This window comes from Ruegeria sp. HKCCA5839, from assembly GCF_013035585.1.
GTDB lineage: Bacteria > Pseudomonadota > Alphaproteobacteria > Rhodobacterales > Rhodobacteraceae > Ruegeria.
The window spans coordinates 48,288-61,837 of sequence record NZ_WQIE01000014.1 but is presented as its reverse complement, the minus strand read 5'-3'; the positions used below and the strand labels follow the sequence as shown (position 1 = coordinate 61,837).

Sequence of the window (13,550 nt, the reverse complement as noted above, 5' to 3'; positions counted from 1 at the left end):
CAATCCCATGCATCTGCAAAACCTTCACAAATGCTTCTTCGGTCGTCATCTTCATGGCTACTGTCCTTTCAATATCCAAGAGCGGTCGCATAACGCTCGGAGGGAGTTCGCGGGGCCAGACAGCCCCTGAGGTCGATGGGTAATCTAAAGAGTTCAGGAAGCCCGCGCGCGGTCTTCCAAGATCATATCGCTGGCCTTTTCGCCAATCATGATGGCGGGGGCGTTGGTATTGCCACTGACAATCTCGGGCATGATCGAACAATCGGCCACGCGCAGGCCACGAATGCCATGCACACGCAGGCGGCTGTCGACCACCGTGTTCTCACCCTCACCCATCTTGCAGGTTCCGGTCGGGTGATAGATCGACGAGGAATAGTTCCGCGCCCAATCCAGCGTGCCTTCATAATCGTCCATATCCAGATCTTTGGTTGGACGGAATTCTTCCGAGATCTTCGAGGCCAACGGATCGCAACGGGCGATCTTACGGGCGATTTTCACCCCTTCGACTACAGTGCGGCAATCCAGCTCTGTCGACAGGTAGTTGGGGTGGATTTTCACATGTTTGCGCGGGTCGCTTCCATCCAGTCGCAATTCGCCACGGCTTTCGGGGCGCAGCTGGCAGACCGACATGGTAAAGGCCGAGAACGGGTGAACCCCTTCGCCCGGGCTGTCGGCCGACCAGGGTTGAACGTGGAACTGAATATCGGGCGTATCCACATGCGGGCCGGTCTTCATGAAACCCACCGCGAGGCTGGCGGCCATGGTCATCGGGCCCGCACGGAACATGGCGTATTTCGCGGCGATCTTGGCCTGATTGAACAGGCTGCGTACTTCGTCGTTCAGCGTGGGTTCGTTACATTTGAATACAAGACGGGCCTGCAGGTGATCCTGCATGTTCTTTCCGACCGCGGGCATGTCGGCCACTACGTCGATGCCGTTTTCCTTGAGGTGCTCGGCTTCACCAATACCCGACAGCATCAGGATATGCGGCGATCCAAGCGCGCCCGAAGACAAGATGACCTCGCGATTGCTGGTCACTGTGTGCTCGCGCCCTGCCTTATCCAGATAGGTCACACCGGTCGCGCGCCCGTCGGCCACGTTCACGCGTTTGACCTGCGCATTGGTGATGATGTTGAGGTTCGGACGCTTGCGAGCCGGGTTCAGGAAGGCCACGGCAGAGCTGCACCGGCGGCCATTGCGCGTGGTCAGCTGGAAATAGCCCACACCTTCCTGCGCTTTGCCATTGTAGTCGGGGTTGAACGGATAGCCTGCCGTCTGCGCGGCGGCGACCCAGGCGTCACAAATCGGGCGTTGCAGGCGCATGTTCGATACCGACAACTCACCCTCGGTGCCGTGGAACTCGTCCGCGCCACGCTCCTGCTGTTCCGAACGCTTGAACAGGGGCAGAACGTCATCCCAGCCCCAGCCTTCATTGCCCATCTGACGCCAGCGGTCATAGTCCTCGGCCTGACCGCGCACATAGAGAAGACCGTTTAGCGAAGACGAGCCACCAAGCACCTTGCCGCGCGGCCAATCGATGGACCGGCCATTCAATCCCGGATCGGGTTCCGTGCGATAGCACCAATCCACGGTCGGGTTATGCATGGTTTTGAAATAGCCCACCGGAACGTGGATCCAGGGGTTCCAGTCACGCGGACCGGCCTCGATCAAGACAACCTTGTTCGCCGGGTCTTTGCTGAGGCGATTCGCCAAAACACAGCCAGCCGAGCCCCCACCGACGACAATGTAATCAGCTTGATTTGACTGCATCTTTTGTTCCTCCCTTGGATTTTGACTTGATCCAGAACAACTTTCGCTTGCCTCATTGGGAATAACTGACTAAAAATGATACTGCAAGTCTCATAAATTTCATTTTCTGCGCAGGAGGAGGTGCACATGAAAGTTTCGGAGAACCTAAAAGGGATATCGCGTCGCGACTTTTTTAGGGTTGCAGGTCGGTATGGAATGAGCTCGACGCTGCTGGCTGCGGGTGGATTTGGCGGCGCGATGAGCCTGGCAAATCTGGCGCAAGCGGCTGAATCGACTTACGAAAAACGCTTTTCGAAAGAGCCGAAGTTCACACTGAAGTTCGGTGCCTCGGGTTTCAACACGCGCAACCTGTTGATCGAACGTGCGGGTGCGATCGAATTTGCCCGTGACTTGGAAGAACGCACCGACGGTGAGATTCGGATCGAGTTCATCGGTGACAACCAGATCTGTGGTCAGTTGAGCTGCGTCGAAAAGACTCAGCAGGGGATTGTCGATATCTATGCTGCCTCGACCCAAAACTCGGCCGGTGGCGCGCCTTATCTGAACGTTCTGGACTATGCCTATATGTTCCCGAGCCGTGCGGCGCAGTATTACTTCTTCTATCACCCGGCGAGCCAGCGCATCCTGCGTGAGCCGCTTGAAAAGCGTCACGGACTGAAGTTCCTGTTCACACATTGTGAACTGCGCGGCCTGCAGATGGGCTCGAACTTTGCGGACAAACCCACCGTGACCAAGCTGGAAGATCTGTTTGGCACCAAGAACCGCGTCACAGGCACTCAGCTGGGCCGGATCGCGATGCAGCTGCTCAACCTGAACCCGGTTCCGGTGGCCTGGGAAGAAACCCTGGACGCTCTGAAAACCGGTCTGATCGACGGTGCGGAAACATGGGCATCTGCGGTGGCCTATGCCAACATGGCGCCTGTGGTCTCGCAGTCTGTAGACCTCAAGTTCTTCTGCGGCACCGAGCATACATCGATGTCGGCAGAAGTCTTCGACAGCCTGGGCGGTGAACTTCAGGACGCTGTCATGGAGTCCTCGTACTTCACGCAGGCCCTGATCCAAGGTGCAAACGAAGCCGCGCTTCTGAACACCGTTGGGTTCTCGGATCCGCAACTGCCCAACACGATCTTCGCCGAAAACGGCGTACGCCCGGCCTTCCTGCCGGATGACCAGATCAAGCTGGCTGAAGAAATGTGTGCCCCCAACTACAACCCAGAGCCTTGGGCGCAGTGGCGCGAGCGGCTGAACAACTGGGCCGGTGGCATTGACACCTATCAAGAGATCTACGACATCGCGCGTGAGATCCCGGCAGACATGCTGCCAGAAAACGTCGAACCCCGCCGCTGGTGGAAAGGCGAAGCCTAATCTAAACTCAATACGAACCGGCCCAAACGGGCCGGTTCCATTAAACACCGACTGGGAGGACGGGGTTCATGTCTTTTTGGGCAGACGTCGGCGCTATCTTCAGCGCGCTACTCACCTTCGATTCATTCGAAATTCAATCCGCACTGGAATCCAACGCGACATGGGTCGTTGGTGCAGTGGTATCGGCAATAGGTGGGTACCTCATCATGCTGATCTACCGCAAAGTTCCTTTTGTAGAACGCCACTTCGAGCGTTCGGTTATGGTTTATTCGTATCTCGCCATCGCCCTGATCATTTTCTGGGGTGTGATCGATCGTTTTGTGTTCAATGATCAAGAGCCATGGTCAACGACCATTCCTCCTCTGCTCTTCATGGTTATGGCCTGGTTTGGCGCATCCTATAATGTCCGGCTGCGCACCCATCTGAGCTTTAGCGAATTTCGCAGCGCCATGCCGCGCGCAGGTCAGTTGGCCTGCCTGATCCTGGACGCTGTTCTTTGGTATGTTTTTGCGGTCATCGTGATCGTAACAACCATCCGTCTGGTCGCCTTGTCCGCGTCGAACTTTCAGATCGTTCTTGGAACGGACAACATCATGCAATGGTGGTTCCTGCTGGCCGCGCCGTTGTCGTTTTTCCTAATGGTTGGACGCGTGTTCCAAAACCTCGCCGACGACCTGAGAAACTGGAAAACCGGTGAGCCGTTGATCAAACAAGCAATGATTGGGGCAGACTAATGGCTGACGGAACCTGGGTTACACTAATTTCGCTGGGCGTTACGTTCCTGTTTATGCTGGGCGTCCCCGTTTTGCTGGTTATCGGCTATTGGGTTATCGGCTGTTCCTTTGTTCTGGGTCTGACCCTGGATAATATGGGCGCCGAGCTGCTGAACGTCTTCAACAAGGGCTTTGCCCTTCTGGCGATGCCGCTCTTCATCCTGACCGGTGACCTGATCAACAAATCGGGCATCGCGCGCAGGCTCAGTGACTTTGCCTATGCCTGTCTGGGCTGGATACGCGGCGGGCTTGCCATGGCGTCGCTGGGCGCCTGTGGCCTGTTTGCCGCGATCTCGGGCTCGAACTCGGCCACCACGGCCACAATCGGGTCGATGCTTCACCCCGAGATGGTCAAGGGCGGTTATGACGAACGGTTCAGTGCTGCCACCGCTGCCGCGGGTGGTACTGTCGGGATCATCATCCCACCGTCGATCATCTTCATCGTCTACGGCTTTTTGATGAACCTGCCGATCTCGGAACTGTTTGTGGCGGGTATCCTGCCCGGCGCCTTGATGGTCTTTGGCATGCAGTTCGCCTGCTGGGTCATCTGCCGCATGAATGGCTGGGGCTATCTGATCCCGCTGCAACTGAACCGGGTTCTCAAGACCGCTTTCGGCGCGTGGCTGGGCTTTTTCGCCATCGGCCTGGTGCTGTGGGGCATCTATACCGGTAAGTTCTCACCGACCGAGGCTGCGGGTGTGACCGTTGGCTTCTGTGTCATCGCGGGTCTTGTCAGCTATCCGATCAACAAGATCATGGGTGCGCGCGACGATGTTCCGCCGACCGAGAAGAGCTTTGCCGAGATGCTGGTTGTCGAAGGCTTCACCATCCCCGAGATCCCCTCGGTTGTGATCCGCTCCGCTCAGATCACCGGCATTCTGGCCCCGTTGATCGCGATTTCGGTGGTGATGCAGCAAATCCTGTCGCTTCTGGGCGCGCAGGAAACCATCGGGAACTTTGTGACCTCGATGGGTGGCTATCACGCGGTGCTGTTCACCTCGATGGTCATCGTCTTCTTCTCGGGCATGGTGCTGGAAAGCTTGCCGGTCACGATCATCCTGGCACCGATTCTGGCACCCATTGCGGCATCGGTTGGCATTGATCCGATCCACTTCTCGGTGATCTTCCTGGTGGGGGCTTCTATCGGGTTCATCACACCGCCATACGGGCTCAACCTCTATGTGGCATCGGGTGTGACGGGCGTGCCCTACTTCCGATTGCTGCGCTATACGGTTCCCTATCTGGCGGCGCTGCTGTCGGTGTGGATCCTGATCTCGCTGGTCCCGCAGCTAGCCTTAGCGCTGCTGCCCGGCAACTAAACCGCAGGTGGGCGGATTGTGTGTAAGCAAACACAATCCGCCCCCTTACACGTAAAGGTATTGGTCAAGGTAAGTTAAAGCCCCTCGACAACTCTGGCTCGGTCTGGATAGATCGACCCGGAACCGAACCGGAGGCAGACAAGGACTATGGCAAAAGACGAAGAGAAGAAGGAAGGCATTCCAACAAACTTGCGTCTTCTGCTTGTTCTTGAGGCCATGGCAAAGGCCGGGGTTCCGCTAACTCCGACGGAAGTCAACCAGGACATCGGCCTGCCCAAACCAACAATTCACCGTTTGTTTCATACGCTGGAAAGCGAAGGTTTCATCCAACGTGAGATCGACGGTCGAGCCTATTCGCCCGGTCAACGCTTGCGCAGGATGTCGACGGGTATCTTATCGTCGCTGCGCATTCGAACCGCCCGTGTCGCTGTGCTGACCATGTTGGCCGAAGAAATTGGCGAGACCTGCAACATCGCCATCCCTGACCGGGACGAGATGATCTATCTTGATCGGATCGAAACCAAATGGCCGTTGCGCATTCAGCTGCCGGTCGGAACACGCGTGCCCTTTTATTGTACCGCATCAGGCAAGATGTACCTCAGCACGCTCGATCAGCGCCATCTGCGCAGCTATGTCGCCACCACGCCACTTGAGCCGCGCACGCAGGCCACGTTTTCGGAATCGCAAGCGTTGCTGGAAGATATCGAACGGATCCGGAAAAACGGTTACGCAACCGATAACGGTGAGTTCATGGAAGACATGATCGCGGTTGCTGTGCCCATCTTGGATCACCATGGGCGCTTGGTTTCCACACTTTCCTTTCATGCCCCCGAACAAAGATTGTCGATGAAAGAAGCTGTCACACATGTCGAAAAACTCATGTCTGCTGCCAAACAGTTATCTGCTCTGCTGACGGTTTGAAGGCACAGATTGCGATCCGAAAACGTTTTTTTCCAAAACAAAGCAGCACAGACCAGGTAACCAAGCCGTTACATTCGCCAAGTATTCGTTTCATTTGCAACGAAATGAGTGTACGAAGCCCTCATTCAAATCCACAAGATTGCGCAGGCCTCAGCGTCTGCCGGTTCCCGAACCGCACGCAAGGCAGGACAACAGATGACCGATATCACCATCACACGCATTAACCGCTTCCCGATCAAAGGGCTCAGCGCAGAACGGCTTGAGTCTGTTCAACTTACCGCAGGAGACGGCATTCCCGGTGACCGTCTGTATGGGTTTGCACGCCATAACTCGGGTTTTGACCCACAAAACCCCAAGCCGTTGCCAAAAGATCGTTTCGTTGTCCTGCTGAAGGAAGCCGCATTGGCCGGTCTTGATACGCAGTTCAACTCGAACACTCAGCAGTTGGAAATCAATTCTGGTCAGAAAATTTCGTCTTTCGATATGCAGACTCAGGACGGTCGCATCGCGGCAGCGACGTTTCTTTTTGACGAACTGCAACTCAGCGACCCCGAGCCGCCGGTTTTCGTGTCCTCTGCCCCTCATCGCTTTACCGACGTTTCGGTTGTATCGCCTGTGATGATGAACGCGATTTCAGTCGTTAACATCGCATCGGTCAAAGAACTGGGCAAACGCCTGGGAACAGAGCTGAACCCAGCCCGTTTTCGCGCGAATATCGAAATCGACGGCCTGGACCCGTTTGAAGAACTAGAAGCAGTCGGTGCGTCTTTCAAATTCGGCGACGCGACCTTGCGACTGATTTCGCGCACAAAACGATGCGCTGCAACCGAAGTGAACCCCGAAACCGCAGAGCGTGATCTTAAACTTCCATATCTTTTGCGCAAGGAACTTGGGCATATGGACATGGGTGTTTACGTCGAAGTGGTTTCGGGCGGAACCATCCATCAGGGTGACACGGGCCAGTTGGTGCTCTGAAAGCGCGACAACATCAGTGTTCCGCTTGATCGTCGCATTCAACTGCCCACGAGGCAGCGAATGGCCGATATGTTTCGATGATGACGCTCTATAGGTTACGGTTCAGGGCAGCCTCGGACCTGAGCCGTTCTTTTGCAAAATCAATAAAGGATCGGACTTTCGCAGCAGCGCGGCGTCCTTCGATATGAACAAGATGTATCGGAAGAGGATCGGGCTCGAAATCTTCGAGCACCGTCTTTAGCTGCCCGCACTCAAGTTCGGGACCGACTTGGTAGGACAAAAGGCGGCTGAGCCCCCAACCGCGCTTAATGACCGAGATACTGCCAGCGACACTGCTTACGACCAGTCTTGGATGCAAGCGCACGGAGTGCTGCATTTCTGTCCCAAAGCGCCATTCAGTTACAGGGCTCACCGGAGAAGCTGACACAACCTGATGCTCACGTAGGTCTTCGGGCGTTTGCGGCACGCCACATCTGTCGAAATACGACGGAGCACCGCAGACAACGCGCCTGACATGCCCGACACGAACAGCCGACAAACCAGACGATGGCAATTGCCCAAGCCGAACAGCGATGTCGAACCCTTCTTCGACCATGTTGACGATGCGATCTACCATCAGAACTTCGACCGAAACATCAGGGTAAGTATCTAGAAAATCTGTCAGAATAGGTGTGACATAGATCCGTCCAAGTTCGTTTGAACAAGTAATGCGCAAAAGGCCCAAAGGATTTGAGGCCGCACCCGACGCCGCATCATCCGCTGCTTGCAACTGCGCCAAAACATTTCGAGCGTCTTCCAAGTAGGCCTTGCCAATATCCGTCAATCGCACCCGACGTGTCGTGCGCGTGAACAGGCGCACACCCAAACGTTCTTCCAAAGCGTTTACGCCACGGGTCGTCGATGGTGCGCTTAGGCCTACGACACGCGCACCACCCGCAAAGCTTTCTGCTTCGGCAACAGCTACAAAAACCTCAAGAGACCGTATTCGATCCATAGTCCACTAAACCCTCTTATTATTATCGTTTTACAAAATAATATATTTCCTTGGAAGGCTATTACGTCGTTTCGTAGTTTTAACTATTTCTCTGGGCAGATGATGAAAGCCGAAACAGCACTTTTCGAAGGACTTGAAATGACCAGTGAACCCCCTCGTCACCCACTACCTCCTTTCACCGCCGAAACCGCGCGCGAGAAAGTAAGACTGGCTGAAGACGGCTGGAACGGCCGCGATCCCGCAAAGGTCGCGCTCGCCTATACGCCGGATACCAAATGGCGCAACCGGGCGGAGTTTCCTCAGGGCCGCGAAGAGGTCGAGGCCTTCCTGACACGAAAGTGGAACAAGGAACTGGACTATCGCCTGATCAAAGAGCTTTGGGCGCATTCCGACAACCGGATCGCTGTCAGATATGCCTACGAATACCACGACGACAGCGGCAACTGGTTCCGTGCCTACGGTAATGAAAACTGGGAGTTCGACAAAGACGGATATATGGCCCACCGCCACGCTTCCATCAACGAACTGCCGATCAAAGAGCAAGAGAGAAAGTTCTTTTGGCCGCTGGGCCGCCGCCCTGACGACCACCCTGGCCTGAGCGATCTCGGACTTTAGTCGCCGGCAAACGGCAATAAACTGAAAAGGAAGTGAAATGACTTCTCCCATCAAACTTTACCGCAACCCAAAATCTGGCCACTGCCACCGTGTGGAACTTATGCTGGCCCTGCTGGGACTTTCCTATGAGACAATCGATCTCGACATGGCCAACGGAGCCCACAAAGCACCGGACTATCTGAAAATCAGCCCGTTTGGATTGGTGCCCGCGATTGATGACAACGGCCACACCATGGCCGATAGCAACGCGATCCTTGTCTACCTGGTGCAAACCTATGCCGCTGGGTCTGACTGGATGCCCACAGACGCAAAAGAAGCAGCCGAGGTTCAACGCTGGCTGACCATCGCGGCGGACAACATCTATTCAGGCCCTTGCGCTGCCCGACTGGTCAAGGTCTTTGGCGTACCGCTTGATCATGATGCCTCGGTCGCCAAATCGCACGACCTGTTCAAGATCATGGACACGCATCTGGACGGCCGCGACTGGTTGGCAACTGACACAATCACAATCGCGGATGTGGCAGCCTATAGCTATATCGCCCATGCACCAGAGGGCGGTGTCGATTTGGCTCCCTACCCAAATATTCGCGCCTGGCTGAACCGGGTGGAAAGCCAAGACAAATTCGTCCCGATGGCTGCGTCACCGATCCCGGAACTGGCCTAAGCACGATGGGCGTCGGCCAATCTCTCCACCCGACGCCCAACGCCCTCTTAACCCTGAAAGGTCCGTCATGTTGAAATCAACCGACACCAACCCCTTTCATACCGGCGAATTAAAGGCCCAAAAACGGGCCGGAGTCGGTGATGTTGCCAAATGGGCCGCGGGTTTCATTCGGGACTATATGCCTCAACAACATCGGGATTTCTTTGAGCAACTGCCCTTTTTCGTCATCGCTGGTGGCGACCAAAACGGGCGGACATGGGTCACCCTGATCGACGGTCCCGAAAACTTCATCCGATCCCCTGATCCGCGCCGAATTACCCTTGCAACCGAGTTGGACGAAACAGACCCCCTCGCATCCAGCTTTGCGCAAGGAGCAAATATCGGCGCGGTCGGGATCGAGCTTGCGACCCGCCGCCGCAACCGGTTCAGCGGATATGTTCAGCGGTCCAAGGCGGGCTATACGATCGACATCCATCAGTCGTTCGGCAATTGCCCGCAATACATTCACGAACGCGTCTGGGAACGTGTCGAGAAAACCGCCGCGCTCGTTGCCAAGCAGTCAACCGATCTGAACGATGAACAGATCGCACTGATTGGTCGGTCGGATACGATGTTCATCGGGTCAGGCTATATGGCGGGCGAGGATGCGCCTTCGCGCGGCTATGACGCCTCACATCGCGGTGGTATCCCCGGTTTTGTGCATGTGATCGACGGCACGCATCTGCAGATCCCCGACTATCCGGGCAACAACTTTTTCAACACCATCGGCAATCTGACAAATGACCCGCATATCGGATTGGTCTTTGTCGATTTCGATACTGGCGGCCTGCTGCATATCTCGGGCCGCGCGACAATTGGTTGGGACGGGCGCAACGCACATGACCCGGATGCGCTCCGGACCATCGATGTTGAAATCGACGCTGTGCTCGACCGCCCTGCGGCATTGTCTCTGCGCTGGGGAAAGCAAGACCATCTGCCGCGGCGGTTGAAACTGGTCAAACGTGTCAAGGAAACAGATCAGATTACATCATTCTATCTGGCTCCGGTTGATGACCGCCCCCTGGACAGCTTTGAGGCGGGCCAGAACCTGCCCATCGAAGTGCAGATTCCCGGCCAAAAAGGCACGTCAACGCGAAACTACTCACTGTCCGGCCCTTCGACCGTGCGCGATTTCTATCGGCTGAGCATCAAGCGAGAAGAGCTGGGGCTGGTGTCACGCTTCCTTCATGACGCCACCGCCGAGGGCGCCTATCTTGAGGCGCATAAACCCTCGGGCGACTTTGTTATCCCTTGCAGCAATTGCCCGCTGGTCTTGGTCAGCGCCGGGGTCGGCCTGACACCGATGCTGTCCATGCTCTATGCGTCCGCAGGCGATACGCGCCCGGTCTGGTATGTCCACGGCACCCGCAACAAACAAAGCCATGCGCTGCGCGATGAGGTGGATGCGCTTGAAGCACAACATGACAATGTGCTGCGCCAGGTTCATTATAGCCGCCCGGGCCCGGATGATGTTCTGGGCTCTGACTACGATGTCGAGGGGCGGGTTACGGCCGAAGGCTTGATCGGTTTGAACGCGGGGCCTGATGCCCACTACATGCTCTGCGGTCCTGCGGCGTTTCTGGCGGATATCCGCAACGGGCTTGAAGCGCTGGGGGTCGCGCCCGAGCATATTCATTTCGAAACATTTGGCCCCGGCAGTTGATGATCTCAGTCATGCGAACCCTGTTGTTGCTCCTGACACTTCTGGCCGCTCCTGCCTCGGCGCAGGATTTGCAAGGAAATGATACCGCCAGCAATTGGGTGAATACCCATTACAGCCCGTTTGGTATCTGGAAGTCGATCTGTGACGAAAGACCCGAAGACGGCCAATTAAATCAGCGCTGCTATATCCGTTGGGTCGACGTTTTTTCAGGGCGTCCGCATTTTGGCGGTCAATTTGTCTTTATCACACCGCAGGAACAGGGTTACGAGGTCGAGTTCGGGATCGAACCCGGCACGCTCTTTGCCCCCAACGGGTTCAGGATCGAACGAGACGAAACGGTCGTTTGGCGCACCCTCTGGCCGGGTTGTTTGACAGGTCTGGGATACCGGTTCGATGGGCGCGGGGCAGATACGATCATCGCCCAGATGCAAAAGGGCGGCGCGTTCCTCTTTGACTTTCGCGATGGGCGGGGCGTGTCACGGTCTTTGAACTGGCCGCTTCAGGGGTTCCCAGACGCCTGGGCCGATTTCCAAACCCAGGCGCGCGCTCGTGGATTGATCGACTGACTAACACAAATTGCGGAAAATCTGGGCTCGAAAAATCAGGCCCCCATCACCCGCAGCACCAGTTTGGCAACCGGACCATACGGCGGATAAAGCAGCTTGGTACCGGTCAGATGCCCGATCCCCCTTTGCTCAAACACCGATTTTGAATGGCTGAACGTATCAAAGCCTTCCTTGCCGTGATACGCACCCATCCCACTGGCCCCGACCCCGCCAAAAGCCAGGTCCTCCTGGATGTATTGCAACAACGCCTCGTTTACGCCCAGCGAACCTGAATGGGTTTCACGCATGACGCGCCGCCGGGTCAGTTCATCCCCACTGAAGCAATACAAAGACAGCGGACGATCCTGCCCATTGATCACCTCCAGCGCATCGTCCAGCTTGTCGTAGCCGACCACTGGAAGGATCGGGCCAAAGATCTCTTCCTGCATCAAAGCGCAATCTGGTGGCGCATTCAGAACCACGGTCAGTGGGAACTTATAGGTTCCATCCACCACACTTTCTGTGATCCCGTTGGGTTGCAGAATGGTCGCACCCTTTTCTTCAGCCTCTTGCAGCAGCTCACGTATCCGCCGAAAGAACCGTTCCGAAATGATGGCGGTATAGTCGTAATCGAGGATCGAATTGTAGAACGACTTGAAATTGCGCAACACTTCGCGGGCAAACACTTCTTCCTGGCCGCGCGGGACCAGCGCATAATCCGGCGCGATACAGGTCTGCCCGGCGTTGAAGGATTTGCCCCACGTGATCCGCTTGGCAGCCTCATGAACCGAATAGTCCGGCGCGACGATGGCGGGGCTTTTCCCGCCCAGCTCAAGCGTGACAGGGGTCAGGTTCGGGGCCGCCGCCGCAGCAATCAGCCTGCCCACGCGCGTTGACCCCGTAAACAGCAGATGATCGAAAGGCAGCGCTGCAAATTCAGGCGCGCCCGAACGGTCGCCCAATACTACCTTGACCACGTCAGGCTCAAAGGTTTCGCTGAGTATATTCGACAGATACTGCGCCAGGTTCGGGGTTTCCTCGGACGGCCAGATCATCGCCCGGTTGCCAGCCGCCAGCGCCGCCACCAAAGGGGCGATCGCAAGGTGCAGCGGGTAATTCCAGGGTGACATGATCCCCACCACGCCTTTGGGCTGCGGCAAAGCATAGCATTTGGCCGGAAGCGACCAGAACGAGGTGTGACGCTTTTGTTTACGCATCCACCTGCGCAGGTTCTTCTCGGCATAGTGAATGGCACCGTGGCAACCCAAGATCTCGGCAATCAGGGTTTCTGACCGCGCGCGACAGCCAAAATCCTTTTCAATCGCCGAGATCAAACCCTCTTTGTGCTGACCCAGTACTTGCGCCAACAGGTGCAGGCGCTGCAACCGCGTGGCAAGGCTGGGATAAGGCTCAGCCGCATAGGCTGCTTTCTGAGCATCAAAGATCGCGCGAATATCTGTCATTGGTGTTCTCCCTTGCCAAATCGGATATCGCAGCACGCCGACGCTTGGCCCAAACTTAAGTTTGGGTATCTTTCCAGCGGGGGCGCTTAGGGTGACCACAAGTGAAACCGGGAGGACCTGATGATCAAGATCACGCTTGTGGATGCCGACAAAGCCACACATGAACTGGAAGTGGCAGCGGGCAGCACTTTGATGGAAGCCGCACGCAACAACATGATCCGCGGGATTGACGCCGATTGCGGTGGGGCTGCGGCCTGCGGAACCTGCGCGATGTCGTTTTCGTCAGACTGGCAGCACATATTGCAAGGCCGCTCGGAAGAAGAAGACGATATGCTGGAATTCTCGGTCGCCGAACCGGAAAAATGCCGCCTGACCTGTCAGATTATTCTGACCGAAGAGATGAACGGCCTTCACGCAACGGTCGAAACCGAACAGGGCTGAGCG

13 protein-coding genes are annotated in these 13,550 nt (G+C 56.3%); 10 read left to right on the top strand and 3 right to left on the bottom strand.

The window, feature by feature from the left end:
- Window positions 1-153 precede the first annotated feature (153 nt).
- Complete coding sequence (locus GOV38_RS21300; protein WP_171210257.1) at window positions 154-1,770, bottom strand: GMC family oxidoreductase; 1,617 nt, start codon at window positions 1,768-1,770, stop codon at window positions 154-156.
- A gap of 126 nt (window positions 1,771-1,896) precedes the next feature.
- On the opposite strand from GOV38_RS21300, the gene GOV38_RS21295 reads away from it, so the two are divergent.
- The 5 genes from GOV38_RS21295 (at window position 1,897) to GOV38_RS21275 (ending at window position 7,123) form a co-directional block, all read left to right on the top strand.
- A complete protein-coding gene (locus GOV38_RS21295; RefSeq protein ID WP_171132903.1) occupies window positions 1,897-3,135 on the top strand; it encodes a TRAP transporter substrate-binding protein in 1,239 nt (412 codons plus the stop codon).
- 68 nt (window positions 3,136-3,203) lie between these two features.
- Window positions 3,204-3,869, top strand: a complete 666-nt coding sequence (locus GOV38_RS21290) for a TRAP transporter small permease (protein WP_171103860.1) — start codon at window positions 3,204-3,206, stop codon at window positions 3,867-3,869.
- Window positions 3,869-5,227, top strand: a complete 1,359-nt coding sequence (locus GOV38_RS21285; protein WP_171210256.1) for a TRAP transporter large permease — start codon at window positions 3,869-3,871, stop codon at window positions 5,225-5,227. The genes GOV38_RS21290 and GOV38_RS21285 overlap by 1 nt, the downstream gene beginning before the upstream one ends.
- A gap of 147 nt (window positions 5,228-5,374) precedes the next feature.
- A complete protein-coding gene (locus GOV38_RS21280; RefSeq protein ID WP_171210255.1) occupies window positions 5,375-6,148 on the top strand; it encodes an IclR family transcriptional regulator in 774 nt (257 codons plus the stop codon).
- Between the two features lie 195 nt (window positions 6,149-6,343).
- The gene (locus GOV38_RS21275) at window positions 6,344-7,123 is read left to right on the top strand and encodes an MOSC domain-containing protein (RefSeq protein WP_171210254.1); all 780 of its coding nucleotides are present in this window, start codon (window positions 6,344-6,346) and stop codon (window positions 7,121-7,123) included.
- Window positions 7,124-7,211: 88 nt separating this feature from the next.
- Here the strand turns inward: GOV38_RS21275 and GOV38_RS21270 are convergent, their stop codons facing one another.
- A complete protein-coding gene (locus tag GOV38_RS21270; RefSeq protein ID WP_171210253.1) occupies window positions 7,212-8,117 on the bottom strand; it encodes a LysR family transcriptional regulator in 906 nt (301 codons plus the stop codon).
- 138 nt (window positions 8,118-8,255) lie between these two features.
- Here GOV38_RS21270 and GOV38_RS21265 point away from each other — a divergent pair, with 138 nt between their 5' ends.
- The 4 genes from GOV38_RS21265 (at window position 8,256) to GOV38_RS21250 (ending at window position 11,664) form a co-directional block, all read left to right on the top strand.
- Window positions 8,256-8,732 (top strand): nuclear transport factor 2 family protein, encoded by a 477-nt coding sequence (locus tag GOV38_RS21265; RefSeq protein ID WP_171210252.1) that lies wholly within the window; start codon window positions 8,256-8,258, stop codon window positions 8,730-8,732.
- 37 nt (window positions 8,733-8,769) lie between these two features.
- Window positions 8,770-9,396, top strand: a complete 627-nt coding sequence (locus GOV38_RS21260; protein WP_171210251.1) for a glutathione S-transferase family protein — start codon at window positions 8,770-8,772, stop codon at window positions 9,394-9,396.
- Between the two features lie 67 nt (window positions 9,397-9,463).
- Window positions 9,464-11,098: a pyridoxamine 5'-phosphate oxidase family protein gene (locus GOV38_RS21255; RefSeq protein WP_171210250.1), complete on the top strand. Its 1,635-nt coding sequence runs from the start codon at window positions 9,464-9,466 to the stop codon at window positions 11,096-11,098.
- Window positions 11,099-11,109: 11 nt separating this feature from the next.
- Window positions 11,110-11,664 carry a hypothetical protein gene (locus tag GOV38_RS21250; RefSeq protein ID WP_171210249.1) on the top strand — a complete coding sequence of 185 codons (555 nt, stop codon included), beginning with the start codon at window positions 11,110-11,112 and terminating at the stop codon, window positions 11,662-11,664.
- Window positions 11,665-11,699: 35 nt separating this feature from the next.
- On the opposite strand, the gene GOV38_RS21245 is transcribed toward GOV38_RS21250, so the two are convergent.
- On the bottom strand, window positions 11,700-13,106 hold the full coding sequence (locus GOV38_RS21245) for a coniferyl aldehyde dehydrogenase (protein ID WP_171103843.1): 1,407 nt from the start codon (window positions 13,104-13,106) through the stop codon (window positions 11,700-11,702).
- Between the two features lie 120 nt (window positions 13,107-13,226).
- Between GOV38_RS21245 and GOV38_RS21240 the strand changes: the two genes are divergently transcribed.
- Complete coding sequence (locus tag GOV38_RS21240; RefSeq protein ID WP_171210248.1) at window positions 13,227-13,547, top strand: 2Fe-2S iron-sulfur cluster-binding protein; 321 nt, start codon at window positions 13,227-13,229, stop codon at window positions 13,545-13,547.
- Window positions 13,548-13,550: the final 3 nt, after the last annotated feature.

Bases quoted from the DNA above. Each gene is read 5' to 3' on its own strand.
- GOV38_RS21300 (WP_171210257.1), bottom strand. From the start codon at position 1,770: ATGCAGTCAAATCAAGCTGATTACATTGTCGTCGGTGGGGGCTCGGCT.
- GOV38_RS21295 (WP_171132903.1), top strand. From the start codon at position 1,897: ATGAAAGTTTCGGAGAACCTAAAAGGGATATCGCGTCGCGACTTTTTT.
- GOV38_RS21290 (WP_171103860.1), top strand. From the start codon at position 3,204: ATGTCTTTTTGGGCAGACGTCGGCGCTATCTTCAGCGCGCTACTCACC.
- GOV38_RS21285 (WP_171210256.1), top strand. From the start codon at position 3,869: ATGGCTGACGGAACCTGGGTTACACTAATTTCGCTGGGCGTTACGTTC.
- GOV38_RS21280 (WP_171210255.1), top strand. From the start codon at position 5,375: ATGGCAAAAGACGAAGAGAAGAAGGAAGGCATTCCAACAAACTTGCGT.
- GOV38_RS21275 (WP_171210254.1), top strand. From the start codon at position 6,344: ATGACCGATATCACCATCACACGCATTAACCGCTTCCCGATCAAAGGG.
- GOV38_RS21270 (WP_171210253.1), bottom strand. From the start codon at position 8,117: ATGGATCGAATACGGTCTCTTGAGGTTTTTGTAGCTGTTGCCGAAGCA.
- GOV38_RS21265 (WP_171210252.1), top strand. From the start codon at position 8,256: ATGACCAGTGAACCCCCTCGTCACCCACTACCTCCTTTCACCGCCGAA.
- GOV38_RS21260 (WP_171210251.1), top strand. From the start codon at position 8,770: ATGACTTCTCCCATCAAACTTTACCGCAACCCAAAATCTGGCCACTGC.
- GOV38_RS21255 (WP_171210250.1), top strand. From the start codon at position 9,464: ATGTTGAAATCAACCGACACCAACCCCTTTCATACCGGCGAATTAAAG.
- GOV38_RS21250 (WP_171210249.1), top strand. From the start codon at position 11,110: ATGCGAACCCTGTTGTTGCTCCTGACACTTCTGGCCGCTCCTGCCTCG.
- GOV38_RS21245 (WP_171103843.1), bottom strand. From the start codon at position 13,106: ATGACAGATATTCGCGCGATCTTTGATGCTCAGAAAGCAGCCTATGCG.
- GOV38_RS21240 (WP_171210248.1), top strand. From the start codon at position 13,227: ATGATCAAGATCACGCTTGTGGATGCCGACAAAGCCACACATGAACTG.